The 24,615-nt window shown below is 64.8% G+C and carries 22 protein-coding genes; 17 read left to right on the plus strand and 5 right to left on the minus strand.

The genetic code is table 11. The annotated features are described in order from the left end of the window. Positions 1 to 249 precede the first annotated feature (249 nt). Together BIZ42_RS11845 and maiA are read left to right on the plus strand one after the other, a co-directional pair. Positions 250 to 1,239: a fumarylacetoacetate hydrolase family protein gene (locus tag BIZ42_RS11845; protein ID WP_046273781.1), complete on the plus strand. Its 990-nt coding sequence runs from the start codon at positions 250 to 252 to the stop codon at positions 1,237 to 1,239. A 20-nt stretch (positions 1,240 to 1,259) separates the two neighbouring features. Then, entirely contained in the window at positions 1,260 to 1,913 is a 654-nt protein-coding gene (maiA, locus tag BIZ42_RS11850; RefSeq protein WP_070426557.1) for a maleylacetoacetate isomerase, read from the plus strand. A 95-nt stretch (positions 1,914 to 2,008) separates the two neighbouring features. Here maiA and BIZ42_RS11855 read toward each other — a convergent pair whose 3' ends face one another. Beyond that, positions 2,009 to 3,136, minus strand: coding sequence for a PilT/PilU family type 4a pilus ATPase (locus BIZ42_RS11855; protein ID WP_046273783.1), 1,128 nt, complete (start codon positions 3,134 to 3,136; stop codon positions 2,009 to 2,011). Positions 3,137 to 3,233: 97 nt separating this feature from the next. Here BIZ42_RS11855 and BIZ42_RS11860 point away from each other — a divergent pair, with 97 nt between their 5' ends. The 11 genes from BIZ42_RS11860 to BIZ42_RS11910 all read left to right on the plus strand — a co-directional run bounded on the left by BIZ42_RS11860 (position 3,234) and on the right by BIZ42_RS11910 (position 17,266). Next, entirely contained in the window at positions 3,234 to 3,617 is a 384-nt protein-coding gene (locus BIZ42_RS11860) for a DUF4398 domain-containing protein (RefSeq protein ID WP_070426558.1), read from the plus strand. Between the two features lie 62 nt (positions 3,618 to 3,679). Continuing rightward, positions 3,680 to 4,513 (plus strand): hypothetical protein, encoded by an 834-nt coding sequence (locus tag BIZ42_RS11865; RefSeq protein WP_237393598.1) that lies wholly within the window; start codon positions 3,680 to 3,682, stop codon positions 4,511 to 4,513. Between the two features lie 364 nt (positions 4,514 to 4,877). Beyond that, positions 4,878 to 5,096: a YdcH family protein gene (locus tag BIZ42_RS11870; RefSeq protein ID WP_019182593.1), complete on the plus strand. Its 219-nt coding sequence runs from the start codon at positions 4,878 to 4,880 to the stop codon at positions 5,094 to 5,096. Positions 5,097 to 5,288: 192 nt separating this feature from the next. Beyond that, complete coding sequence (locus tag BIZ42_RS11875; protein ID WP_070426559.1) at positions 5,289 to 6,659, plus strand: pyridoxal-phosphate dependent enzyme; 1,371 nt, start codon at positions 5,289 to 5,291, stop codon at positions 6,657 to 6,659. Positions 6,660 to 6,778: 119 nt separating this feature from the next. Then, positions 6,779 to 7,972: a cystathionine gamma-synthase gene (locus BIZ42_RS11880; protein ID WP_070426560.1), complete on the plus strand. Its 1,194-nt coding sequence runs from the start codon at positions 6,779 to 6,781 to the stop codon at positions 7,970 to 7,972. Position 7,973: 1 nt separating this feature from the next. Further along, on the plus strand, positions 7,974 to 8,768 hold the full coding sequence (locus BIZ42_RS11885; RefSeq protein WP_046273785.1) for an ABC transporter permease: 795 nt from the start codon (positions 7,974 to 7,976) through the stop codon (positions 8,766 to 8,768). Further along, positions 8,758 to 10,122, plus strand: a complete 1,365-nt coding sequence (locus BIZ42_RS11890) for an ABC transporter ATP-binding protein (RefSeq protein ID WP_046273786.1) — start codon at positions 8,758 to 8,760, stop codon at positions 10,120 to 10,122. The genes BIZ42_RS11885 and BIZ42_RS11890 overlap by 11 nt, the downstream gene beginning before the upstream one ends. Further along, positions 10,119 to 13,679, plus strand: a complete 3,561-nt coding sequence (locus BIZ42_RS11895) for a glycosyltransferase (RefSeq protein ID WP_070426561.1) — start codon at positions 10,119 to 10,121, stop codon at positions 13,677 to 13,679. The genes BIZ42_RS11890 and BIZ42_RS11895 overlap by 4 nt, the downstream gene beginning before the upstream one ends. A gap of 97 nt (positions 13,680 to 13,776) precedes the next feature. Continuing rightward, positions 13,777 to 15,966, plus strand: a complete 2,190-nt coding sequence (locus BIZ42_RS11900; protein ID WP_070426562.1) for a hypothetical protein — start codon at positions 13,777 to 13,779, stop codon at positions 15,964 to 15,966. Continuing rightward, positions 15,963 to 16,430 (plus strand): GtrA family protein, encoded by a 468-nt coding sequence (locus tag BIZ42_RS11905; RefSeq protein WP_070426563.1) that lies wholly within the window; start codon positions 15,963 to 15,965, stop codon positions 16,428 to 16,430. The genes BIZ42_RS11900 and BIZ42_RS11905 overlap by 4 nt, the downstream gene beginning before the upstream one ends. Next, on the plus strand, positions 16,430 to 17,266 hold the full coding sequence (locus BIZ42_RS11910) for a glycosyltransferase family A protein (protein WP_070426564.1): 837 nt from the start codon (positions 16,430 to 16,432) through the stop codon (positions 17,264 to 17,266). Before BIZ42_RS11905 ends, BIZ42_RS11910 begins: the two co-directional genes overlap by 1 nt. Positions 17,267 to 17,363: 97 nt before the next feature. Here the strand turns inward: BIZ42_RS11910 and BIZ42_RS11915 are convergent, their stop codons facing one another. The 4 genes from BIZ42_RS11915 to BIZ42_RS11930 all read right to left on the minus strand — a co-directional run bounded on the left by BIZ42_RS11915 (position 17,364) and on the right by BIZ42_RS11930 (position 20,871). After that, the gene (locus tag BIZ42_RS11915) at positions 17,364 to 18,320 is read right to left on the minus strand and encodes a glycosyltransferase family 2 protein (protein WP_070426565.1); all 957 of its coding nucleotides are present in this window, start codon (positions 18,318 to 18,320) and stop codon (positions 17,364 to 17,366) included. Then, entirely contained in the window at positions 18,310 to 19,005 is a 696-nt protein-coding gene (locus tag BIZ42_RS11920) for an NAD-dependent epimerase/dehydratase family protein (RefSeq protein ID WP_046273791.1), read from the minus strand. The genes BIZ42_RS11915 and BIZ42_RS11920 overlap by 11 nt, the downstream gene beginning before the upstream one ends. Before the next feature lie 178 nt (positions 19,006 to 19,183). Next, a complete protein-coding gene (locus tag BIZ42_RS11925; protein ID WP_046273792.1) occupies positions 19,184 to 20,125 on the minus strand; it encodes an electron transfer flavoprotein subunit alpha/FixB family protein in 942 nt (313 codons plus the stop codon). Then, positions 20,125 to 20,871, minus strand: coding sequence for an electron transfer flavoprotein subunit beta/FixA family protein (locus BIZ42_RS11930; protein WP_070426566.1), 747 nt, complete (start codon positions 20,869 to 20,871; stop codon positions 20,125 to 20,127). Before BIZ42_RS11930 ends, BIZ42_RS11925 begins: the two co-directional genes overlap by 1 nt. A gap of 260 nt (positions 20,872 to 21,131) precedes the next feature. Between BIZ42_RS11930 and rfbB the strand changes: the two genes are divergently transcribed. From rfbB to rfbD, 4 genes are read left to right on the plus strand one after another with little or no spacing between them, the layout of a single operon-like run. Beyond that, on the plus strand, positions 21,132 to 22,187 hold the full coding sequence (gene rfbB / locus BIZ42_RS11935; protein ID WP_070426567.1) for a dTDP-glucose 4,6-dehydratase: 1,056 nt from the start codon (positions 21,132 to 21,134) through the stop codon (positions 22,185 to 22,187). A 31-nt stretch (positions 22,188 to 22,218) separates the two neighbouring features. After that, positions 22,219 to 23,106 carry a glucose-1-phosphate thymidylyltransferase RfbA gene (gene rfbA / locus BIZ42_RS11940; protein WP_070426568.1) on the plus strand — a complete coding sequence of 296 codons (888 nt, stop codon included), beginning with the start codon at positions 22,219 to 22,221 and terminating at the stop codon, positions 23,104 to 23,106. Further along, a complete protein-coding gene (gene rfbC, locus BIZ42_RS11945; RefSeq protein WP_070426569.1) occupies positions 23,103 to 23,660 on the plus strand; it encodes a dTDP-4-dehydrorhamnose 3,5-epimerase in 558 nt (185 codons plus the stop codon). The genes rfbA and rfbC overlap by 4 nt, the downstream gene beginning before the upstream one ends. Continuing rightward, entirely contained in the window at positions 23,657 to 24,547 is an 891-nt protein-coding gene (rfbD, locus tag BIZ42_RS11950) for a dTDP-4-dehydrorhamnose reductase (protein WP_070426570.1), read from the plus strand. The genes rfbC and rfbD overlap by 4 nt, the downstream gene beginning before the upstream one ends. The last annotated feature ends 68 nt before the right edge of the window (positions 24,548 to 24,615 follow it).

Raw genomic sequence — 24,615 nt, forward strand, 5'->3', positions numbered from 1 at the left:
CGCCGGCGATCCCGAAGGGAAACGGACGGCCGCTGCAGACCCGGATAGTCTAACGGATGTTTGAGACCCATACCAAACCTCCCTGTTCAGCTTGGGAGGAGGGGGCGGAACGATAGCGCCACGCCATGCGTGGCTGCTCCTGCGCGTAGGCAATGCATTACGGTAAGGCGATGCGGCGGTGCAGCTGGTCGGTCCGCCAACCATTTGATTACACTTGAAACCTATTTTCGCGATCCCGGATACCCACCCATGAAGCTTGGTTCTTTGAAGGAAGGCGGCCGCGACGGCACCCTGATCGTGGTCTCGCGCGACCTGCGCCAGGGCGTGCGCGCCACCGGCATCGCCGCGACCCTGCAGCAGGCCCTGGAAGACTGGAGCCACCTGGCCCCGCGCCTGAATGCCCTGTACGAATCGCTGAACGATGGCGACGCCGACGGCGTGTTCGACATCGACCTGCAGGCGCTGGCTGCGCCGCTGCCGCGTGCCTATGAATTCGTCGATGGCAGCGCCTACCTGCCGCACGTGGCCCGCGTGCGCCGCGCCCGTGGCGCCGAAGTGCCGGAGAGCTTCTACACCGACCCGCTGATGTACCAGGCCACCAGTGCCGGTTTTTACGGCCCGCGCGACGCGGTCAAGGTGGTCAGCGAGGAATACGGCATCGATCTGGAAGCCGAGCTGGTGGTGATCACCGACGACGTGCCGATGGCGGTGACGCCGGAGCAGGCTGCCGGCCATATCCAGCTGATCGGCCTGGTCAATGATGTCTCGCTGCGCAACCTGATCCCGGGCGAACTGGCCAAGGGCTTCGGCTTCCTGCAGTCCAAGCCGCGCTCGGCGCTGTCACCGGTGTTCGTCACCCCCGATGAGCTGGGTGACGCCTGGCAGGACAGCAAGGTCCACCTGCCGCTGCTCACCCATATCAATGGGGAATGGTTCGGCGCGCCGGAAGCCGGCGTGGACATGCAGTTCAACTTCGCCCAGCTGGTCGCGCACGCCGCCAAGACCCGTCCGCTGGGCGCCGGTGCAATCGTCGGCTCGGGCACCATCGCCAACGAGGACACCAGCAAGGGTGCGTCCTGCTTCGCCGAACAGCGCACCGTGGAAACCCTGCGCGATGGCAAGCCGAGCACGCCGTTCATGTCCTTCGGCGATGTGGTGCGGATCGAGATGTTCGATGCGGCCGGCGAGAGCATCTTCGGTGCGATCGAACAGCGCATCGAGCAGGCGGCCAAGCCCTGAGCACTGGCCGGGAGACCGCCATGGAACCGATCGAGCTGTTCAGTTACTGGCGCTCCAGCGCAGCCTACCGCGTGCGCATCGGGCTGAATCTCAAGGGCCTGCCGCACCGGATCACCCCGGTGCACCTGGTCCGCGAGGGCGGCGAACAGCACGGCGCGGCCTATGCCGCGCTCAACCCGCAGGAGCTGGTACCGACCCTGCGCCATGGCGAGCGCGTGCTGCAGCAGTCGATGGCGATCCTGGAGTATCTGGACGAGGTGTTCCCGGCCCCGCCGTTGCTGCCCGCCGATGCGGAGGGCAGGGCACGGGTGCGTGCGCTGGCGCAGCTGGTGGCCTGCGACATCCACCCGCTCAACAACCTGCGGGTGATGCAGTATCTGGAGCGCACGCTGCAGGCCGGCGCCGAGGCACGCACCCAGTGGACGCTGCACTGGATGGCGGAGGGGTTCGCGGCGATGGAAACGCTGTTGGCCGGCGATGCCAGGACGGGTACGTTCTGTCATGGCGACCAGCCCGGCCTGGCCGATGCCTGCCTGGTGCCGCAGCTGTACAACGCGCACCGGTTCGGGCTGGATCTGGCGCCGTACCCGACGTTGCAGCGTATCGAAGCCGCGTGCCTGGCCCTGCCGGCATTCGATGCAGCCAGGCCCGAGCATCAGATCGACGCAGGATGACGGTGGGCATCGACAGATCGACGCGGGGAGACGGGTAGGCATCGACCGTTGGTCGATGCGCCGTGTCAATTGCCCCCACCAACGGTGGGGGACTGCTAGAACCCGTGCGTGATCGCCGGGGCGGAGGCAGCCGAGTAATCCGCGTACGGATCGTGTTCGCTGCCGCCTTCGGACAGCCGGAATTTCAACGCCAGGCCATCGCGCGAGTCGGCCGCGCGCAGCGCCTCCTCCTGCTCGATGATGCCGTTCTTGGCCATCCGGAACAGGCACTGGTCGAAGCTCTCCATGCCTTCTTCCAGCGAGGCCTCCATCGCCGCCTTGATCTCGTGCACCTGGCCGCGGCGCAGCAGGTCGCGGATCATCGGCGTGTTGATGAGCACTTCGGTGGCCGGCAGGCGGCGCCCGTCCTTGCCCTTGACCAGGCGCTGGGAGACGACCGCGCGCAGGTTCAGGGAGAGGTTCATCAGCACGTTGCGGTGTGCGCTCTCGGGGAAGAAGTTGAGGATGCGCTCGATGGTCTGGTCGGCGTTGTTGGAGTGCAGGGTGGCCAGGCACAGGTGCCCGGTTTCAGCGAACGCGATGGCCGCCTCCATGGTTTCCGCATCCAGGATCTCGCCGATCAGGATCACGTCGGGCGCTTCACGCATCGCGTTCTTCAACGCGTCGTGGAAGGTGTGCGTGTCCAGCCCGACCTCGCGCTGGTTCACGATCGACATCTTGTGTTTGTGCAGGTACTCGATCGGGTCCTCGATGGTGAGGATGTGCCCGGTCGTGGTGCTGTTGCGGTGGTCGATCATCGAGGCCAGCGAGGTCGACTTTCCCGAGCCGGTCGAGCCGACCACCAGCACCAGCCCGCGCGGGGTCATGATGACGTCCTTCAGGACCTGGGGCAGGTTGAGTTCTTCGATGCTGGGGATCTTGCTGCGGATCGCGCGGATCACCATGCCGACCTCGCCGCGCTGCTTGAACACGTTGACGCGGAAGCGCCCGGCGTCGGGCAGGGCAATGGCCATGTTGAGCTCGAGCTCGCGCTCGAACTGCGGGGCCTGGCCCTCATCCATCAGCGAGTAGGCGATCTTCTTGACCATCCCGGGCGGCAACCCGGTGTTGCCCAGCGGATAGAGTTTCCCCTCGATCTTGATGTATACCGGTGCTCCGGTCGTCAAGAACATGTCCGACGCGTTCTTTTCGGTCATCAGCTTCAGGAAATAGCCGATATCCATGCGAAATGTTTCCCCAACAATCAGCGGCTTGCCATTGCAAGCGCGCCGCAGGCTTCCGACAATGGCCGCGCACACAACTCTGGCGACGGCACCCCCAATGAAACCTAGCTTCGCACAAATACGACGGGCCCTGTATGTGACGGTGTGCGCATTCGCGCTCTCTGGTGCCGTACAGGCGCAGGATGGCGCGCTGGAACTGATGCAGGCCCGGCAGGCGGTCGACAAGGCCACCCAGGCCGATGCCGACCAGTACGCCCCGGACCTGATCGCCGTGGCCCGGCAGGGCCTGGAGCAGGCCCAGCGCGCCGCCGGTGACCGCCGCGAGCGCAAGAACGCGCCGATGCTGGCCGTTCGCGCCACGGTCGACGCCGACCTGGCCCGCGCCCGCAGCGAGGAAGCCACCGCTACGGCCCAGCTGCAGCTGCGCCGCAATGAAGTCACCCAGCTGCAGCGCCAGCTCGCCACCGGGGAAGACCGCTGATGCTCTCCACCAAGATGCGCATGCCCTGCCTGCTGCTGGCCGCCAGCCTCAGCCTGCCGCTGATGGCCCAGGCCGCCGATGACCCGGCGGTGGCCCAGCTCACCCAGCGCCTGATGGCGATCCAGGCCAACCCGGATGCCGCCCAGCTGGCCGCCTTCGAGCGCCTGCAGGCCCAGCAGGCCGTGGCGGATCTGGCCAAGGCCAAGCGCCGGGATCTGGACCAGGCCCGTTACCTGGCCGAGCGCCGGGTCGAGATCGCCGAGACCAGCGTCCGTGCCGCGTTGGCCCAGCGTGAGGTCGACCAGCTCGAGCGCACCCGCAGCGAGCTGTTGATCGAAGCCAGCCGCCGCGATGCCCAGCGGGCGCGCCAGGAAGCCGAGCGCCTGCGCGTGCAGGCTCAGATCCAGGCCGAGGAAAGCGAGCGCCTGCGCCAGGCGGCCGAGCAGGAAGCGTTGGCCCGCCAGGACGCCGAAACCGCGCTGACCAGCGTGGCCGGCAAGCAGACCGCGCGCCTGAGTGCGGCCCAGCAGAATGCCGCCAAGCTGGCCCGTGAAGAAGCCGAGCTGGTGTCGGGCAGCAAGCTGCCGGGCTCGAAGTTCGAATCCCGCGGGGAAGTGTTCACCTTCAGCGGCGACGCCTTTGCCGCCGGCAAGGGCAGCCTGTCCGGCGGGGCCAAGGGCCAGGCCAAGGCGCTGGCCGAGTACCTGAACATCGGCAAGAAGGGCCGGGTCCGGATCGAAGCCTATGACGCGGCCGCCGGCGTCGGCCAGCAGCGTGCCGAGGCGCTGCGCGATGCACTCGTGGCCGCCGGTGTCAGTGCCAGCCGGCTGCAGGTCAGCGGCAAGAAGGCCGCGGCGACCAAGGCCCGTTCGGCGGAAGTCATCATCGCGCCCTGATGCCGGGCCGGTGTTGCGTCATGACCGCGGGTCATGACGCAACTGGTTGTTTTTGTTTAATTTCCGTTGTTCTGCGCGTTCAGCCTGAACCCCGCCTAGGCGCGGTCGACGATATCGTTTGAAAGGGTTGAACCGGTTCCGAAGCAAGCGTAGGGTCAGTTGTCCGGGTCGCCTTCCGCGGCCTGGACGATTGGAGGGCCGGCAATGCACCAGCGCCACGAACCACAGCAGTCGCAGGTCCAGTACGCACTGGACGCCGCCGCGGGTTCGCAGGTCACGGTTGCCCGGCACTCCGCCCCAAGCAGCGCCCCGTGCCGTCAGGCCGGGGCGTTCTTGTTTCTGCAGAAGCGATAGGAGGTTCATCATGTTTGAAGGTCAGCCCCAGAGCGATATCGACGCACGGCGCAAGCAGGATCCCGAATTCAAGGCGCTTTACGAACGGCACCAGAAGTTGAACAAGAAGTGCATGGATGCCGAGCTGGGTGTGCTCCCGATAGACAGCCTCACCCTGGGACAGATGAAGCGTGAAAAGCTGCTGGCCAAGCAGAAACTGGAACGGATGTACGCCTCCCCCGTGCACTGACCCCCTCTTGCCACCCTACGTCGCGGGCGGTTCCGGTCTCCTCGTCGACCGGTGCCGTCCGCGCCGCTCCGGGTCCGTTCCCGCAGCGGCAAACCGGCCGCAAGGCTGATGAACGCGGCAACCTGACTTTCGCCGCCAACCGTCGGATAATCACCGGTCCGGCCGCATTGCGGCGCGAATCGATGTGAACCGATGGCAATCCACTCCTCCGTACTCGAACTCATTGGCCAGACCCCGATCGTCAAGGCCCAGCGCCTGGATACGGGGGTCTGCGAGCTTTACCTGAAGCTCGAGAGTGCCAATCCCGGAGGATCGATCAAGGACCGCATCGGCCTGTCGATGATCGAAGCCGCCGAGAAGCGTGGCGACCTCAAGCCGGGCGCGACCCTGGTCGAGGGCACCGCCGGCAACACCGGCCTGGGCCTGGCGCTGGTCGCCCAGCAGAAGGGCTACAAGCTGATCCTGGTCGTGCCGGACAAGATGAGCCGCGAGAAGATCTTCAACCTGAAGGCGATGGGTGCCGAAGTGCGCCTGACCCGTTCGGACGTGGCCAAGGGCCACCCGGAGTACTACCAGGACATGGCCAAGCGCGTGGCCGAGGAAACCCCCGGCGCGTACTTCATCAACCAGTTCGGCAACCCGGACAACCCGGCCGCGCACGAATTCGGCACCGGCCCGGAAATCCTGGCGCAGATGGACGGCGACCTGGACGCGATCGTGTTCGGCTGTGGCAGCTCGGGCACCATGACCGGCCTGTCGCGCGCCTTCGCCACCCTCTCGCCGAAGACCGAGCTGGTCCTGGCCGATCCGGTCGGCTCGATCCTGGCCGAGTACATCAATGATGGCGTGCTCAACGACAAGTCGGGCAGCTGGCTGGTGGAAGGCATCGGCGAAGACTTCCTGCCCTCGATCGCCGATTTCAGCCGCGTCTCCAAGGCCTACGCGATCAGCGATGCCGAGAGCTTCCACACCGCCCGTGAACTGCTGGGCAAGGAAGGCATCCTCGGCGGGTCCTCCACCGGCACCCTGCTGGCCGCGGCGCTGAAGTACTGCAAGGAGCAGACCACCCCGAAGAAGGTGCTGGTGCTGGTCTGCGACACCGGCAACAAGTACCTGTCCAAGATGTACAACGACTACTGGATGCTGGACAACGGCTTCTTGGAGCGCCCGCAGTCGGGCGACCTGCGCGACCTGATCCTGCGCCCGTACGGCCAGCGCGACACTGTCGTGATCGGCCCGAACGACCTGCTGACCACCGCCTACCAGCGCATGAAGCTGTATGACGTGTCGCAGCTGCCGGTGATGGACGGCGACCAGCTGGTCGGCATCGTGGATGAAAGCGACGTGCTGCTGCATGTCTACGGCGATGAAGCCCGTTTCCGCGACCCGGTGGCCACCGCGATGGTCAGCAAGCTGGACCGCCTGGACGTGAAATCCCCGATCGAGGCCCTGCTGCCGGTGTTCGACCGTGGCCAGGTGGCCATCGTGATGGACGGCGCCAATTTCCTTGGCCTGATCACCCGGATCGACCTGCTGAACTACCTGCGTCGCCGCGTACAGTAAGCCGTAGTGTCGCAATGAACCCATGTTTATCCGCGTCAACGGCCGATTAAGCCAGCGCTGATAGACTTCCGCTCCTTTTGCGGGGGCCCCCTTGGGGGCTCCTCTTGCTGGGAAACAACATGTCCGATCACGCTTCTTCCGGGCACGGCGACCGCTCGCTCGCCCTGGCTACCCTGGCCATCCACGGCGGCCAATCGCCGGACCCGAGCACCGGCGCGGTGATGCCGCCGATCTACGCGACCTCCACCTACGCCCAGTCCAGCCCCGGTGAGCACCAGGGCTTCGAGTACTCGCGTACCCACAATCCCACCCGCTTCGCCTACGAGCGTTGCGTGGCCTCCCTGGAAGGCGGCAGCCGCGGCTACGCGTTCGCCTCGGGCATGGCCGCCAGCTCCACGGTGATGGAACTGCTGGATGCCGGCAGCCACGTGGTGGCGATGGACGACATCTACGGCGGCACCTTCCGCCTGTTCGAGCGCGTGCGTAAGCGTACCGCCGGTCTGCAGTTCAGCTTCGTCGATCTGACCGACCTGGCCGCGTTCGAAGCCTCAATCACCCCGCAGACCAGGATGGTCTGGATCGAGACCCCGACCAACCCGATGCTCAAGATCGTGGACATCGCGGCAGTGGCGTCGATCGCCAAGCGCCACAACCTGCTGGTGGTGGTCGACAACACCTTCGCCTCGCCGATGCTGCAGCGCCCGCTGGAGCAGGGCGCCGACCTGGTCCTGCACTCGGCCACCAAGTACCTCAACGGGCACTCGGACATGGTCGGCGGCATGGTCGTGGTCGGTGACAATGCCGAACTGGCCGAGCAGATGGCCTTCCTGCAGAACTCCATCGGCGCCGTGCAGGGGCCCTTCGACAGCTTCCTGGCCCTGCGCGGCCTGAAGACCCTGCCGCTGCGCATGAAGGCGCATTGCGCCAACGCGCTGGCCCTGGCGCAGTGGCTGGAAAAGCACCCGGCGGTGGAGAAGGTGATCTACCCGGGGCTGGCCTCGCACCCGCAGCATGAGCTGGCGACGCGCCAGATGAACGGCTACGGCGGCATCGTCTCGATCGTCCTCAAGGGCGGGTTCGATGCAGCCAAGCGCTTCTGCGAGAAGACCGAACTGTTCACCCTGGCCGAGTCGCTGGGCGGCGTGGAAAGCCTGGTGAATCATCCTGCAGTGATGACGCATGCCTCTATCCCGGTCGAGCGCCGCGAGAAGCTGGGCATCAGTGATGCGCTGGTGCGGCTGAGCGTGGGGGTTGAGGAACTGGGGGATCTGCAGGTGGATCTGGAGCGGGCCTTGGGTGCCGAGGCCGTTTGAGATGGGCATCCTGTCGGTATTCGGAAAGAACCGCTCGCTTGCCTACGAACTGACCCAGCGTGAAGTGCTGGGCCGGTACCGTGGCGCGAGCTTCGGTCTGCTGTGGTCGTTGATCAGTCCATTCCTGATGTTGCTGGTCTACACGCTGGCCTTCGGCTTCGTGATGAAGGGGCGCTGGCCCGGTTCGAGTGGTTCCACCACGGATTTCGCCCTGATCCTGTTTGCCGGCCTCACCGTGCACGGGTTCTTCGCCGAATGCTTCATCCGCGCACCGCAGCTGATCGTGGGCAATACCGGTTATGTGAAGCGCGTGGTGTTCCCGCTGGACATCCTGGTCTGGAGCATGACGTTCTCGGCGTTGTTCCACCTCGCCATGAACATGGTGGTGCTGCTGATCCTGTATGTGTGCGTGAAGGGCAACATCCATCCCACCGCGCTGCTGCTGCCGGTGGTGCTGGCACCCCTGGTGATCCTGACCGTGGGCGTGGGCTGGGCGGTATCGGCGCTGGGCGTGTACCTGCGCGACATCGGGCAGATCGCCGGCGTCGTCGCCACCGCCATGCTGTTCCTGTCGTCGGCCATCATCCCGGTCGAATCGGTGCCGGAGAGCTACCGCATCGTGTTCGAACTCAATCCGCTGACCTTCATCATCAACCAGGTGCGTGAAGTGGTGATCTGGGGCCGTCTGCCGGATTGGACCGGATTGGCGATCTATACCGTGATTGCCTGCGCGATCGCTTTCATCGGGCATCGCATTTTCACCAAGCTGCGCGTGGGGTTCGCCGATGTCCTCTGAAATCACTCCGGCGGAAACCGTCATCGAGGTCCAGGGCGTCGGCAAGGCGTACCACATGTACGAGCGGCCCTCGCATCGCCTGTGGCAGGCGCTGGCCGGCAAGCGCAAGTCGTTCTACAAGGATTTCTGGGCGTTGCGCGGGGTCAGCTTCTCGATCCGTCGTGGCCAGACCGTGGGTATCGTCGGTCGCAACGGCTCGGGCAAATCGACCCTGCTGCAGATGATCGCCGGCACCTTGAACCCCACCGAAGGCCATATCTCGGTCAAGGGGCGCGTAGCTGCCCTGCTGGAACTGGGCAGCGGCTTCAACCCGGAGTTCACCGGGCGCGAGAACGTCCTGCTCAACGCCACCATCCTCGGGTTGCGCCGTGAGCAGATCGAGCAGCGGATGGAAAGCATCCTGGCGTTCGCCGACATCGGCGAGTTCATCGATCAGCCGGTACGCAGTTACTCCAGCGGCATGTCCGTGCGCCTGGCGTTCGCGGTGATCGCGCATGTGGACGCAGACATCCTGATCATCGATGAGGCGCTTGCGGTTGGCGATGCATTCTTCTCGCAGAAGTGCATGCGTTTCCTGCGCGAGTTCCAGAAACACGGCACCCTGCTGTTCGTGAGCCACGATGCCGCGGCCGTCACCAACCTCTGCGAGAACGCGGTATGGCTGGAGAACGGCAAGATGCGCCTGGCCGGGACCTCGCAGGAGGTGGTCGAGGCCTACATGACCGAACAGCACGTCGTCGGCCGGCGCGAAGCAGCGGCCGAAGACATCGTCGTGGCGGCGAAGAAGAAGCCCCGCCGGCTGTCGACCGATCATGCCGATTTCCGCCAGGACGCCTTCAATGACGCGGGCGTGCAGAATCGCATCGCGTTGTTCGAGTTCGATCCGGAGAATGTGGGCCAGGAGTTCGGTGCTGACGGTGCGCGCATTGTCGACGTGCGCATGACCGATGCCGAGGGCACGCCGCTGTCGATCCTGGAAGGCGGCGAGCTGGTGCGCCTGGAGGTGCGGGTCGCCCTGCGCGAAACCCTGGACAACCTGATCGTCGGCTTCTACGTGAAGGATCGACTGGGCCAGCGCCTGTTCGGCGACAACAGTTACTTCGCCTGCAAGGATGCGCCCGTGTCCGGCGAGGCGGGCGAGACCGTGGTGGGGGCATTCGTCTTCCGGATGCCGATCATGCCGTCCGGTTCCTACATGGTCGATGTTGCCGTGGCCTCAGGCGACCAGCACGACCATACACAGCAGCATTGGATCCACGACGCGCTTGAGTTCCGCGCGCTGGATGAAACCATGCGGTTCGGCCTGATCGGGTTGCCGATGCTGTCCATTGAAGTTTCCAAGGAGTCGCGATGATCGAGTTTACCGGCGAGCGCTTTGTGCCCACTGAGCACGGCGTGATCAGGCAGGAACACCTGCATCGCTATGCGTGGTGCCTGCCGCTGGTGGAAGGCAAGGACGTGCTCGATGTCGCCAGTGGCGAAGGCTATGGCAGCGCCATGCTGGCCTCCAAAGCGCGCTCGGTGCGCGGCGTGGATATTTCCCACGATGCAGTGAACCATGCTGCCGAGCGGTATGCCGCGCTCGGCAACCTGCAGTATCTGCAGGGTTCGGCAGCGGCCATTCCGCTTGCCGATGACAGCGTGGATGTCGTGGTGTCCTTCGAGACCATCGAGCACCTGCTGGAGCAGGATGAAATGATGGCCGAGATCCGGCGCGTGCTGCGCCCGGACGGCATTCTGGTCATGTCCTCGCCGAACAAGGAGGTCTACTCCGACCAGGCCGGCTACCACAACGATTATCACGTCAAGGAGCTCTATCTCAACGAGTTCCAGGCCCTGCTGGAGAAGTACTTCCCGGCAGTGGAACTGTCCGGCCACCGGATGGCGGTCTGCTCCACGATCACGCCCCTGCATGGCGCGCCGGAACAGCAGGTGTTCCAGGCGTTGGCCGATACCGGCGAACGCGTGGAGCAGCGCGTGGCGCACATGCCGGCGGCTGTCTACTTCGTGGCCATCGCCGCGGCGGACCGTGGGCTGATCCCGGTGCTGCCTGCCTCGGTGCTGTATGCCGAAGGCGAAGATCTTTACAACCATCATCATGAAGTGGCCCGGTGGGCGAAGGCGCAGGATGCGGAAATCGCGTCGTTGCGCGGTCACGTGCAGCGTGAGCAGGCCGAGGTCGCGTCGTTGCGCGGTCACGTGCAGCGCGAGCAGGCCGAGGTCGGGTCGTTGCACGGGCACCTGTCCCAGCAGCAGAACGCGCTGGAGAAGCTCGCAGGCGAATTCGAGCGGCAGCGACAGACGGTCGAGAGCCTCGCAGGGGAGCTCGAACATCAGCGCCAATTGATGAACTCACGGGGGATTGAGCTTCAGCAACAGCAGCATCATGCTGAAGTCCTCGAGCGCAACCTGGCGCACGCGCAGAATGTGCTGAGCGCCGAGCGCGATCACGCCCGCCGGCTTGAAAGCGCCATCGCGGCGCTGTGGGAAGCGAAGATCCAGCTGGAAGTCGAACTGTCCACTCTCCTGGGCAGCGCACGGGATGACCTCCACAGGCATCACCTTGATATCGGCCAGTTGATGGCCTCGGCGGGGGGAGTACCCACTGAATCGCCCGCCGCGGACGTGACCGCTGATCGTCGGCGCGAACAGGAACTGGCCGACGTCGTGCAGCGCTATCGTGGTGAGTTGTCGTCGCTGCAGGCGTTCACCAGCACGTTGTTGCAGTCGAAATCGTGGAAGGTCACGCGGCCGCTGCGGTTCCTGTCCCGTGTCGTGCGGGGTGACAGCGATGCGGTGTTGAATTCACTGCGTGCCACTGGCCTGGCACGGCATCGCCTGCTCGCGCCCCTGGTGCCGACGATAAAGCGGTTCTTGATGCGTCGCCGGGACGCTGTCGTGGTTCCGGTAGAGGGCCTCAAGCTGGATCAGATTCTCCAGAATCCCGACCAGGCGCTGCAGGACCTCCGTTTCGAGCCGGTCGAGGCGCCGGTGGTCAGCATCGTCATCCCCACCTACGGTAACTACGAACAGAGCCTGGCGTGCGTCGCATCGATCGCCCGTGCCGGTGCGGAGGTGTCGTTCGAGGTGCTGGTCCTGGAGGATGCTTCCGGCGATCAGGACATCAAGAAGCTCGCCCGGATTCCGGGCCTGCGGTTCCACGACAACCCGACGAACCTCGGCTTCCTGCTGTCATGCAATCAGTCCTTGACCCTGGCCAAGGGCGAGTTCATCTACCTTCTCAACAACGACACCGAAGTGACACCCGGCTGGCTGGACGCGCTGGTGCAGGTCTTCCGGACCCACCCGGACGCCGGCATGGTCGGCTCCAAACTCGTCTATCCGGACGGGCGGCTGCAGGAGGCCGGTGGCATTGTCTGGGCCGACGGCAGTGCCTGGAATTTCGGCCGTCTGGATGTTCCCGGCAGAGCGGCTTATTCATACCTGAAGGAAGTGGACTACGTCTCGGGTGCGTCGATCATGCTGCCGGCGACCTTGTTCCGGACGCTCGGTGGCTTCGATGAGCGCTACGTTCCGGCCTACTATGAAGATACCGACCTTGCCTTCCGGATCCGCGAACAGGGGCTGAAGGTCTATCTCCAGCCGGCATCGGTGGTCGTGCATTACGAAGGTCTGTCCAGCGGCACCGACGAAACGACTGGCGTGAAGGCGTTCCAGGCGATCAACCGCGAGAAGTTCCTGGCACGCTGGGGAAACACGCTGCGCGACGAACAGTTCCCGAATGCCGAGGATGTGTTCCTGGCGCGCGACCGTTCCCGCAACCGCCGACACGTGCTGGTCGTGGACCATTACGTGCCGCAGCCGGACCGCGATGCGGGGTCACGGGCCACCTGGCAGGTGATCCAGACCCTCGTCCGCCAAGGCTGCCAGGTGTCGTTCTGGCCCGCCAATGCGTACGAAGACCCGATCTATACCCCGCCGCTGCAGCAGCTCGGCGTCGAGGTGCTGTGTGGCTCGGAGTATGTCGGACGCTTCGACGCATGGCTGACCGAGCACGGAAGCTACCTTGATGCGGTGGTGCTGAACCGGCCGCATATCTCGGCCGAACTGGTGGGCAGCGTACGCCGGCACAGCCGCGCGAAGGTCGTCTACTACGGGCACGATATCCATCACCTGCGCATGCAGCAGCAGCTGGCGCTGCATCCGGATCGTGAACTCGAGGAAGAGACTCGTCGCTTCCGCGACTTTGAACACGGTCTGTGGAAGCAGGCAGATGTGGTGCTGTATCCATCCACTGACGAAACGGCCCATGTCCGCAGTTGGCTGGCCGAGCATGAGCCGGGTGTCGACATCCGTGCGGAAACCATTCCGCTGTACGCCTATGACCCCGTGCCCGAGGCTGATATGGCCGGGCCGGAAGGCCGCGAGGGCATCCTCTTTGTTGCCGGTTTCGCTCACGCGCCCAACGTCGATGCGGCGTTGTGGTTCGTTCGCGAGGTCCTTCCGCTGGTCCACCGTGAGGTCCCCGGCGTCCGGTTGAGCCTGGTCGGCTCCAATCCGCGGCCGGAGGTCCTGGCGATGGCATCGGCGCATATTGAAGTCACCGGTTACGTCAGCGATCAGGTCCTGACCCAGCGATACCAGCACGCACGCGTCGCGGTGGCCCCGCTGCGTTTCGGCGGTGGCGTGAAGGGGAAAGTGCTGGAAAGCCTGCAGCATGGTCTCCCCTGTGTCACCACCTCGATCGGCATGCAGGGCCTCGGCGCTGCGTCTTCTTTCATGCCGGTGGGTGATGCGGCGGAGGAAATGGCCGCCCATATTGTCACGCTGCTGCGTGATGACGAGGCTTGGCGGCAGGTCTCTGATGCAGAACGGATGTTCATCCGGAGCTTCTACTCGCACGACGCTCTTTGGCGTGTACTGTCTGCGGCCATCGAGCCGCGCTTGTAACCAACCTGGGTGCATTGGCTGGCCGGGGTACGCGATGTCGCGCTGTGTGATGGCTGACGATCAGTCAGGAATTGATGTGACAGGAGTAAAAATTGGCATGAACAAGGCGACGCGCAACCTCATGGGTGCGGCGACGGTGGCGGTGATCGTACTGGTGGTTGCTGTCGCAAGGTTCTCCGGCATCGCGATCCTGCATGGTCCGGACGCCGACGACGTGCTTGTACCGATGTACTTCGACATCAGTCGATCGATAGGTGAGCACGGGCTGTTTGCCGGCATGTACGACTCCGGCCTGGTGGCAGGCTTGTCGTACTGGGGCAGCCCGAGTTTTCATCCCCTGTATCCGTTGTATTTCAACTGGCTGGGCAGTGATTCAACGATTCTCGATACGCTGGATCGCCTGAAGCTGGTTTTCATTCTCCACATGGGGATCTACGGCGTCGGCAGCTATCTGCTCGGGCGTTGCCTGGGCCTGCGGCAGCTGCTGGCGATCTCCGTTGGCCTCGTCGCTCCCTTCCTGCCTGCGTTCCAGAGCGTCGGAGTGTGGCCGCCCATTTCGGCTTCACTGGCATGGTTGCCGTGGATCCTGTTCTTCCAGGCGCGGATCTACCAGCGAGGTTGGGCGCCCGGGGCGGCCATCGGCCTTGCGGCCTCGGTGACGCTACTTATCTATGCGCAGCCAGCGCAGAATCTGGTGCTGGCGTTCATTGGCTCGGCAATCGTCGGGGCGGTCTACAGCGCCGTCGTGCTGAGGCAGCGGGGGTGGCAGGAAGCTCACGTCCACCTTCGGCCTATCTATGCGTCACTTGCGTTGGCCGCGGCGGTGATCGTCGTCGCTTGTTATCCGTACCTGTCCGGGGTGATGGACTTCCACAGCGATTCGATCCGGTGGCTGGGTGATGGTCGGGACATCAGCGGAAAGGACAAACTGCCCCTGTCCGCGCTGACGGCCCATGGGCTGGGCTGGAAGGCTGTTCTTGCACCCTTCGCCTTCGCTCATCAGTACAGCATGGTGGTGGGCAACCTTTATCTGGGCGCTCCCCTTGCAGTGGCCTGTCTGGCCTATCCATGGTTGTTCAGGACGAGGCCGCTGATTACTGCCCTGCTTGCATCAATCGCCATCAGCGCCATCTTCTGCTTTGCTGCATTCGGCTGGCTGCTGTATCTGTTGCCGATTGCCAACAAGGTGCGCGAAGTAAACTGGTGGTCGCTGTACGTCGTCATGCTGGCTCTTCCGGTGGGTGCGCTGTGTCTGCAGCGGCTTGTGTCGTTGATCCGCCGCAAACAGCAGCGTCAGTGGATCTGGTGGCCCGAGATCTCGGCAGCGGCCATTGTCGTCATGGCATTGCTGGGCGTGCTGGTCAGTGGCGAGTTCTATTGGCAAATAATCCCTGTGTTGCTGGGCGCTGCGCTGTTGTGGTGGTCGGCCAGCAGAGGTGTCGTGATCAACAAGGCGCTGCTGAGCTTGGTCGTCATTGTTTCGGCTGCGGTACCGGTTGTCGTTGCCAAGACGCCGAGCCTGGGGCAATCGATGATCGTGCGGGGCGAACGGATAGAACAACGCCATTCGATGGCGGCCGTGTTTGCAGCCTTGGAGAGTCCGGAGAACTACCGCGTCGCCGTAAGCGAGAAGCTGCCTGATTTCAAAATCCTTGGCCACCAGCTGGCCAATCTCGGTGCCCGGGGCATTCGCGGGGACCTGAATCCACAGCGGCGTTCAAAGTTCGAACTGCTTTACTTCCCCAAGCCCGCGGTGGCCCAGCTCTATGGCGTCCGCTACACGGTGGTTGCGGCAGGCACCGAAGGCGCGCGAGCCATTGATGATCGCTACGCGCTCCTCGACGATCCTGCAGCGCTGCCTCGTCTCTTCGTTGCGGAGGGTGGCCTGGCGGTCGTCCCTTCGCCTGCTGCATCACTTCAGGCAGCGGACGGCGCTCAGGTCGACCACATCTATGCCACCCCCAGGGCGGTCGAGAGACTGGGAGTAGGGCAGACGACGCTTGGCGAAGGGACATTCTCGGCGCGTCCGGTTGCTGCCTGGCATAACTCGGCTGTGATGCTGCAGGCGATGGTGGAGACCAGTGGTCCCGCCTTGCTGGTGTTGAACGAAGACAGCGACGGCAGGTGGTATGCCATCGTCGATGGCGACGTTCGACCAGGGGTGGCCGTGAATGGCTTCCAGACGGCATTCGCATTGCCGGCGGCGGGAAAGCATAGCGTCATCATCCGTCGACCTGCCGGCTTTGCCGATTACTTTGCCGGGCTGCCCGTGGGTGGACAGCAGTGAACGGTGAGCGCTCGCCGCTCGCTGGATCGGGCGCTCCCGGCCCACTGCAGCGCTTCTTCAAGGATCAGCGCGTCCTCTTCCTGATCGTCGGTGGAGCAAATACAGCGTTCAGCACGGCGCTGTTCGCGGGCCTGGTGCTGCTGCTTGGCCCCAGCGTTCCCTCCGTGACAAGCCTGGTGATCGCATGGGTTGTGTCGCTGGTGCTGGTGTTTTTCGTCTATCGCCGTTTGGTGTTCCGGGTATCAGGTCATGCGTGGCGTGACTTCGCCCGCTTCGCCAGTGTCAACCTCGGCAGTCTGATGATCAACATGGCAGCCCTGGCACTCCTCGCGGATGTGCTGGGTCTGCCCCCCATTCCGACGCAGATCCTCATCACGGTGGTCGTGGTGATCTTCAATTATGTCGGTCACAAGTATTTCTCGTTCCGGCGACGCCCGGAGCCTGGTTCCAAGGAGGAACGTTGATGACTCCTCGAGTGTCGGTCGTTGTACCTGCCTACAAGAATGCGGACTACCTGCAGCAGACCCTGGATTCGATCCTGGCGCAGGATTATCAGGATTACGAACTGGTCATTGCCGATCATTCATCTGCTGATGGAACCGAGACACTGTTGGCGCAGTATGCCGAGCACCCGCGCGTACGTGTTCTGTCACCGACCCCGCCGGGCGGCGGTGCCAAGGCCAACTGGGACCGGGTAACTCAGGCCGCACGTGGTGAGCTGTTGAAGCTGGTGTGTGGTGACGACCTCATCGCACCGGATGCGCTCAGCAAGCAGGTCGCCGCGCTTGATGCCCACCCTTCTGCGGTGTTCGTCGCCTGTAAGCGGGATCTCATCGACGCACAGGGGAAGGTGGTGATCGGTGCCCGTGGGCTCGGCGCTCTCAATGGCCTGGTCTCGGGCCGTGACGCCGTGCGCGCTTCGGTGATGGCCGGAACAAATCTGTTCGGCGAGCCCGGGTGCGTGATGTTCCGGCGCGAGCTGCTGCCTGCCAGCGGGTGGGATAACAGTCACCCCTACCTCATCGATCAGGCAAGCTACACCAGCGTGATGCTGCAGGGGGACATGGTGGCGCTACGCGAAAGTCTGGCCAGCTTCAGGATCAACGCCGGGCAGTGGAGCGTGCGTCTGATGCATGAACAGGCGAATCAGGCCATCGCATTCCACAACGCGTTGGCTGCGGCAGATCCCACGCTGTTGCCAGGCCTGACGCTTCGCGTGGGGAATCTCAAGGCGCGCTTGATGGCCCATGCGCGCCGCTTGACCTATGTCTGGCTGGGTCGCCGAATGCAGGCCGGTTGAGGCCGGTTGCCGGAGTGAAGCCCCTGAGGGATGAGCGGATGACCTGCTTGCTCTCCAGGGGCGCAGTGACGACGTTCCGCCGGCAACGTCAACGCGCTCAGCTCTCTGGCGCGTCATCCACGTTGGCGGTTTCGCCGATGATGTACTGGGGGCGATTATTGATGTTCAGCAGGATTCTGCCGGTGTACTCGCCAATCGCACCCAACGCCAGCAACTGCAGACCGCCCATGAAGAGAATGGTGATGATCAGCGAAGGCCACCCGACAGCAACCTGGGGGGAGTGCAGTTTCTGCCACAGGACGATGATCGCAAGCAGAAAGGCGATGCACGAGGCCAAGATACCTGCGAGGGATACGAACCTCAGCGGAACGATCGAGAAGCTGGTGGCCATCTGCAACCACAGCGAGATGGACTTGCTGAAGCTGTAACCGGACTGCCCATCCCCACGTGCATGGTGCTGCGCGGTGACTGTTGCGATGCGTTTGTGGCTGGTGCTCTGGATCAGCAGCCCATCAAGGTAGACAAACGGTCCGTTGTACCTCCGTGCCTCTTCGCCGAGTTCGCGGACGAATCCGCGGAACGGAGAGAGGTACAGGCCCTTTGGCTTCTTGAGCAGGCGCGCGGCAACCATGTCGTTGAAGCGGCTGCCGAGCCGCTTCCATAGCGCGTGCTGCTTTTCCGGAAACTGCGCGTAGCACAGGTCTGCGCCTTCACGCAGTTTGGCGACGATCCGAGGAATGTCGGCAGGGTCGTGCTGGAGGTCGTCGTCCATCGTCACGATGTATCGACCGCGCGCTATGCCCAGCCCCGCCATGATCGCATTGTGCTGCCCTGCGTTTCGTCGTAGATCCAGGCCACGCAGCCAGGGGCGCGCCTGGGCCTGCTGCACGATGACGGACCATGCGTCATCGGGGCCGGCGTCATGCACCAGAATGACTTCAAAGCCGCCGTCCCCGAACGCCGGGATCAGTGTCTCCTCCAGTCTGGCCACCAGGTTGGGCAGGATGCCAGCGCTGCCATAGACAGGTATGACGACGGAGATTTCAGGATTCATGGGGCTGGCCGTAGTACTTGTGGATCACGCGGAGAGGGTAGTCTGGACCAAAATCCAGCCCGATGTCGCGCGCCGTGCGCTCGGCCAGCGCGGTATCAATCACCATCTCCTCACCCCTGTCCACCGCGATGACCTGCGCGCGGCGTCCCAGTACGGACTCGAACAGGCTCACGATCTCCGTCATCGGCAGCGACCAGGGGGATGCGATCGAGGCCACCTTGGGCACCGGTCCCGCGCCGGAAAGCAGCTGCGCGGCGATGCGGACGACGTCGTCGATATCGATCAGATTGCGGCAGGCGCGTGTCCAGACGGTCACCGGATCGCCGGCCAGGATGCGGTCACGCAGGAAGTTGGTGAGGGTGTTCGGATTGCGGGTATGCCCGACCACCTGCGGAAGGCGCAGCACGATACCGGCCGGATGCGCGGCGACCAGCGCTTCCATGGCACGTTTGTGCCGGAAATAGGGGGAGTCCTGCAGCGGGTTGACCACATTGCAGCTGCCGAAATAGACCAGCCGGGTGATGTCGCCGGCCAGGTACTGCGCCAGCATGGCACGCTCGCGCGCGAAGGCGGCCGGGTCTGTTTCGCTGGAGTTGGAGACCCCGGAGGCGAATATGACGGTTCTTGCGTCGTCTGCGAACAGGGGCGTGAACGCTCGGGCCACCAGTCCCGAACCGACGATCATCGCAGGTCCCCGGTCGGTAGGCAGTGGCGGAAAGGTACGGGCATATCGAATCACGTCCATGCTGGGCGGCCGGTGGCAGCGCTGTGGCCACCCGGGGGGCTTACCTTACGCGGCCTGGACGGCCCGCGGAAAGAGGCAGGGCGTGAGGGACGAGGCCATCACGCCCTGCGGGGCGGGCTCAGCCCAGCGCCGCTTCCAGCTCCGGCAGCAGGGTGAACAGGTCGCCCACCAGGCCGATATCGGCGATCTCGAAGATCGGCGAGTCCGGATCCTTGTTGATCGCCACGATGGTGCCGGCGTCCTTGATCCCGGTCAGGTGCTGGATGGCACCGCTGATGCCCACGGCCACGTACAGCTCCGGCGAGATGATCTTGCCGGTCTGGCCCACCTGCAGGTCGCTCGGCACATAGCCGGCGTCCACGGCGGCGCGCGAGGCACCCACGGCGGCGCCGAGCTTGTCGGCGAGCTGGAAGATCACCTTGAAGTTCTCTTCCGAACCCACGCCACGGCCGCCGGAGACCACGCGCTTGGCGCTCTGCAGGTCCGGTCGGTCGGTCGCGCCGGCGGCCAGGCCGATGAAGCGGGTGTGGCTCGGCAGGGCCGCATCCACGTTGGCCGCTTCCACGGAGGCGCTGCCGCCCTTGGCCGCTTCCGGCCACGAGGCAGCGCGCACGGTGGCGACCACGATCTGGTCGGCCGGCACCTCGACGGTGATGATGGCGTTGCCCGCATAGATCGGGCGCTTGAAGGTGTGGCTGCCTTCGACGGTCATCAGGTCGGAGACCTGGTTGACGCCCAGCAGGGCGGCCACGCACGGCATCAGGTCCTTGCCGAAGGTGGTGGAGGGGCCGAACACGTGGGTGTAGCCGGTGGCCAGCTGCGCGATCTGCGGGGCCAGGACCTGGGCCAGCGCCTGCGCGTTGGCGGCGTTGGTCACGGTCAGCACCTTGGCGACGCCGGCCAGCTGCGCTGCTTCAGCGGCGGCTGCGGTCGCGTCGGCGGCCAGCACCAGCACGTCGATGCTGGCGCCGCTGATCGCAGCGGCCGCACTGACGGTCTTGGCGGTGGCGGCATTGAGCTTGCCGTCGTGGTGTTCAGCGACAACGAGGATCTTGGTCATTACAGCAACCCCTTCTGCTTGAGTGCAGCGACCAGTTCGGCCGCGTCCTTGACCATCACGCCCTTGCTGCGCTTGACCGGCGCGGCGTACTGGGTGGTCTTGAAGGTATCGGCGGCTTCAACGCCGAGGTCGGCCAGCTGCAGGGTCTCCAGCGGCTTGGCCTTGGCCTTCATGATGTCGGGCAGCTTGATGAAGCGCGGCTCGTTCAGGCGCAGGTCCGTGGTGACCACGGCCGGCAGGTCCACTTCCAGCGTTTCCAGGCCGGCGTCGACTTCACGGGTCACCGTGGCCTTGCCGTCGGCGATCTCCAGCTTGCTGGCGAAGGTCGCCTGCGGGCGCCCCCACAGCGTGGCCAGCATCTGGCCGGTCTGGTTGGCATCGTCGTCGATGGCCTGCTTGCCGAGGATCACCAGGTCCGGCTGTTCCTTCTCGACCAGCTTGAGCAGGGTGCGGGCGGCCGTCAGCGGCTGGATCGCCTGGTCGGTCACGACATGGATGGCGCGGTTGGCGCCCATGGCCAGGCCGTTGCGCAGGTGCGCCTGGGCATCGGCCGGTGCGATCGTGGCGACCACGACCTCGGTGGCGATGCCCTTGTCGCGCAGGCGCAGCGCTTCTTCCAGGGCGATTTCATCGAACGGGTTGGGGGACAGCTTGACGCCGTCGGTGACCACGCCGGAACCGTCCGGCTTGACCTGAATGCGGACGTTGTAGTCCACCACGCGCTTGTACGCGACGAGGATTTTCATCTGGTGCTGGATCCTTCAATAACGGGAGAACGTCCGGTTCTTTGAGTAGCAACCGGTTCGGGGGTGGGACCGCGATTCTAACTGGCCCGGGGGGACCATGCGAATGCGTATGGTTATGCTGCATTGCGACATGAAATTGCGGGGTGAGGTCTGTCGTTCACACTGCGCGGGCAGTCGTGAAGACGGCCGCCATGTATCCTGTGGCGCTGAGTCGGGGCGCCATCAGGCCCCTGCGCGCATATCGAACAGGAGAATGGGTAGTGCCCACATGGCTTGTCACCGGCGGAGCCGGATTCATTGGCGGTAACTTTGTCCTCGAAGCGGTCGCCAAAGGCGTGCGCGTCATCAACCTCGATGCGCTGACCTACGCGGGCAACCTCAAGACCCTGGCCACGCTTGAGGGCAATCCGGACCACGTGTTCGTCGAGGGCGACATCGGCGACCAGGCGCTGGTATCGCGCCTGCTGGCCGAGCACCAGCCCGATGCGGTGCTGAACTTCGCCGCCGAAAGCCACGTGGACCGTTCCATCGACGGCCCGGGCGCGTTCATCCAGACCAACGTGGTCGGCACCCTGGCCCTGCTGGAAGCCGTGCGCGATTACTGGAAGGCGCTGCCGGCCGACAAGGGCCAGGCGTTCCGCTTCCTGCACGTATCCACCGATGAGGTCTACGGCACCCTCGGCGAGACCGGCAAGTTCAGCGAGACCACCCCGTATGCGCCGAACTCGCCGTACTCGGCGTCCAAGGCGGCCTCGGACCATCTGGTGCGTGCGTTCCACCACACCTACGGGCTGCCGGTGCTGACCACCAACTGCTCCAACAACTACGGCCCGTACCACTTCCCCGAGAAGCTGATTCCGCTGGTGATCGCCAAGGCCCTGGCCGGCGAACCGCTGCCGGTCTACGGCGATGGCAAGCAGGTGCGCGACTGGCTGTTCGTGAGCGACCACTGCGAAGCGATCCGCACCGTGCTGGCCAAGGGCCAGGTCGGCGAGACCTACAACGTCGGCGGCAACTCCGAGAAGCAGAACATCGAAGTGGTGCAGGCGATCTGCGCACTGCTCGATGCACGCCGCCCGCGTGAGGATGGCCAGCCGCGCAGCAGCCAGATCACCTACGTCGCCGACCGTCCGGGGCATGACCGCCGCTACGCGATCGATGCCAGCAAGTTGAAGGACCAGCTGGGCTGGGAGCCGAAGCACACCTTCGAGCAGGGCATCGGCTTCACCGTGGACTGGTACCTGGACAACCAGGACTGGGTCAACGGCGTACTCGACGGCAGCTACCGCCTGCAGCGCATCGGCACCACCGCCTGAGTGCGGTGATCACCAGACAGAGGACAACCGCATGACTCAACGCAAGGGCATCATCCTCGCGGGTGGTTCGGGCACGCGCCTGTATCCGATCACCAAGGGCGTCAGCAAGCAGCTGCTGCCCGTGTACGACAAGCCGATGATCTATTACCCGCTCAGCGTGCTGATGCTGGCCGGGATCCGCGACGTGCTGATCATCAACACGCCGCACGAGCAGGCGCTGTTCCAGAGCCTGCTCGGCGATGGCTCGCAGTGGGGCATGAACATCGAGTACGCCGTGCAGCCGAGTCCGGACGGGCTGGCGCAGGCCTACCTGATCGGCAAGGAGTTCATCGGCGGCAAGCCGAGCTGCCTGGTGCTGGGCGACAACATCTTCCACGGCCATGGCCTGCGTGAGGTGCTGCGCAATGCCGACCAGCGCGATACCGGTGCCACGGTGTTCGGTTACTGGGTCAATGATCCGGAGCGCTACGGCGTGGCCGAATTCGACGCCGCCGGCAAGGTCATCGACCTGGTCGAGAAGCCGGAGAAGCCGCGGTCGAACTATGCCGTCACCGGGCTGTACTTCTACGACGGCAACGCCAGCGATTACGCCGCCGAACTGAAGCCCTCGCCGCGTGGCGAGCTGGAAATCACCGACCTCAACCAGCGTTACCTGCGCGAGGGCAACCTGCATCTGGAAGCGCTGGGTCGTGGCTATGCGTGGCTGGATACCGGTACCCACCAGTCGCTGCTGGAAGCCTCCAACTTCATCGAGACCATCCAGACCCGCCAGGGCCTGCAGGTCTGCTGCCCGGAAGAAATCGCCTTCGGCCAGGGCTGGATCAATGCCGAGCAGCTGGAGAAGCTGGCAGCGCCGTTGATCAAGAACGGCTACGGCCAGTACCTGCACACGCTGGCTGTGCGAGGAGTAGTGCCGTGAAGATTGTCGAAACCAAGCTGCCCGGTTGCGTGGTGATCGAGCCTGCCGTCTTTGGCGACGAGCGCGGGTTCTTCTTCGAGACCTGGAACGCCGAGCGTTTCGCCGAGCACGGGCTGCCGAGCAGATTCGTACAGAGCAACGTCTCCAGCTCGTCCAAGGGCGTGCTGCGCGGCCTGCACTATCAGTGGCCGCGGCCACAGGGCAAGCTGGTCAGCGTGCTTGAAGGCGAAGTCTACGACGTGGCCGTGGACATCCGTCGCGGCTCGCCGACCTTCGGCCAGTGGGCCGCCGTGGTGCTGAGCGCGGAGAACAAAAAGCAGTTCTGGATTCCGGAAGGCTTCGCGCACGGTTTCGCCGTGCTCTCCGAACGCGCGATCTTCAGCTATCTGTGCACCGAGGTGTACCTGAAGGACTTCGACGCGGGCGTCCGCTGGAACGATGCCGACATCGCCGTCGACTGGCCGATCAGCGCACCCACGCTGTCGGCCAAGGACGAGTCCGCGCCGTTCCTGAAGGACATCGCCGAGGACCGCCTGCCGGTCTACCAGCCGTGACGATCCTGCTGCTGGGGGCCAATGGCCAGCTTGGCCAGGAACTGCAACGCGCGCTGGCTCCGCTGGGGACGATCGTGGCGACCACGCGCAGCGGCGCGCTGCCCGACGGCAGCGCGTGCGAAGTGGCCGACTTCGACCAGCCCGCCTCGCTGGCCGCATTGCTGGACCGCGTCCAGCCGACGGTGGTGGTCAATGCCGCCGCTTACACGGCGGTCGACCGCGCCGAGGGCGACCGCGATGCCGCGTTCCGCGCCAATGCAGAAGCGCCGGGCGTGCTGGCGCAGTGGTGCGCGCAGGCCGGCGTCCCATTGGTGCATTACTCCACCGATTACGTGTTCGACGGGCAGGGCACGCGCCCGTACCGGGAAGACGATGCGACCGCCCCGCTGGGCGTGTATGGCGCCAGCAAGCTGGCCGGTGAGCAGGCCATCCGTGCGGCCGGTGGACGCCACCTGATCTTCCGCACGGCCTGGGTATACGCCTCGCACAGCGCCAACTTCCTGCGCACGATGCTGCGGGTAGGGGCCGAGCGCGACGTCCTGCGTGTGGTGGCTGATCAGGTCGGTACGCCGACGCCGGCAGCGTTGATTGCCGATGTGACCGCGCAGGCGCTGCGGCACGACGGCGCACTGTCGGGCACGTGGCACCTGACCGCCAAGGGCGAGACCAGCTGGCACGGCTTTGCCGAGGCGATCTTTGCGGAGGCGGTGGCAACAGGCGTGCTGCCGCGGGCGCCGAAAGTCGAGGCGATCACTACGGCCGAGTACCCGACGCCGGCCAAGCGCCCCGCCTATTCGCACCTGGATGTGGCGAAGCTGGAGCAGGACTTCGGCGTCGTGCTGCCGAGCTGGCAGGACGGCCTGAAGCGGGTCATCGCAGACTGTTGAGCCAGACGTGGAGCCACGCCATGCGTGGCTGACGCGGTGTCAGGATCCCAGGCAGGGCAGCCACGCAT

The organism is Stenotrophomonas sp. LM091, from assembly GCF_001806305.1.
GTDB lineage: Bacteria > Pseudomonadota > Gammaproteobacteria > Xanthomonadales > Xanthomonadaceae > Stenotrophomonas > Stenotrophomonas bentonitica_A.

Bases quoted from the DNA above. Each gene is read 5' to 3' on its own strand.
- BIZ42_RS11845 (WP_046273781.1), top strand. From the start codon at position 250: ATGAAGCTTGGTTCTTTGAAGGAAGGCGGCCGCGACGGCACCCTGATC.
- maiA (WP_070426557.1), top strand. From the start codon at position 1,260: ATGGAACCGATCGAGCTGTTCAGTTACTGGCGCTCCAGCGCAGCCTAC.
- BIZ42_RS11855 (WP_046273783.1), bottom strand. From the start codon at position 3,136: ATGGATATCGGCTATTTCCTGAAGCTGATGACCGAAAAGAACGCGTCG.
- BIZ42_RS11860 (WP_070426558.1), top strand. From the start codon at position 3,234: ATGAAACCTAGCTTCGCACAAATACGACGGGCCCTGTATGTGACGGTG.
- BIZ42_RS11865 (WP_237393598.1), top strand. From the start codon at position 3,680: ATGGCCCAGGCCGCCGATGACCCGGCGGTGGCCCAGCTCACCCAGCGC.
- BIZ42_RS11870 (WP_019182593.1), top strand. From the start codon at position 4,878: ATGTTTGAAGGTCAGCCCCAGAGCGATATCGACGCACGGCGCAAGCAG.
- BIZ42_RS11875 (WP_070426559.1), top strand. From the start codon at position 5,289: ATGGCAATCCACTCCTCCGTACTCGAACTCATTGGCCAGACCCCGATC.
- BIZ42_RS11880 (WP_070426560.1), top strand. From the start codon at position 6,779: ATGTCCGATCACGCTTCTTCCGGGCACGGCGACCGCTCGCTCGCCCTG.
- BIZ42_RS11885 (WP_046273785.1), top strand. From the start codon at position 7,974: ATGGGCATCCTGTCGGTATTCGGAAAGAACCGCTCGCTTGCCTACGAA.
- BIZ42_RS11890 (WP_046273786.1), top strand. From the start codon at position 8,758: ATGTCCTCTGAAATCACTCCGGCGGAAACCGTCATCGAGGTCCAGGGC.
- BIZ42_RS11895 (WP_070426561.1), top strand. From the start codon at position 10,119: ATGATCGAGTTTACCGGCGAGCGCTTTGTGCCCACTGAGCACGGCGTG.
- BIZ42_RS11900 (WP_070426562.1), top strand. From the start codon at position 13,777: ATGAACAAGGCGACGCGCAACCTCATGGGTGCGGCGACGGTGGCGGTG.
- BIZ42_RS11910 (WP_070426564.1), top strand. From the start codon at position 16,430: ATGACTCCTCGAGTGTCGGTCGTTGTACCTGCCTACAAGAATGCGGAC.
- BIZ42_RS11915 (WP_070426565.1), bottom strand. From the start codon at position 18,320: ATGAATCCTGAAATCTCCGTCGTCATACCTGTCTATGGCAGCGCTGGC.
- BIZ42_RS11920 (WP_046273791.1), bottom strand. From the start codon at position 19,005: ATGATCGTCGGTTCGGGACTGGTGGCCCGAGCGTTCACGCCCCTGTTC.
- BIZ42_RS11925 (WP_046273792.1), bottom strand. From the start codon at position 20,125: ATGACCAAGATCCTCGTTGTCGCTGAACACCACGACGGCAAGCTCAAT.
- BIZ42_RS11930 (WP_070426566.1), bottom strand. From the start codon at position 20,871: ATGAAAATCCTCGTCGCGTACAAGCGCGTGGTGGACTACAACGTCCGC.
- rfbA (WP_070426568.1), top strand. From the start codon at position 22,219: ATGACTCAACGCAAGGGCATCATCCTCGCGGGTGGTTCGGGCACGCGC.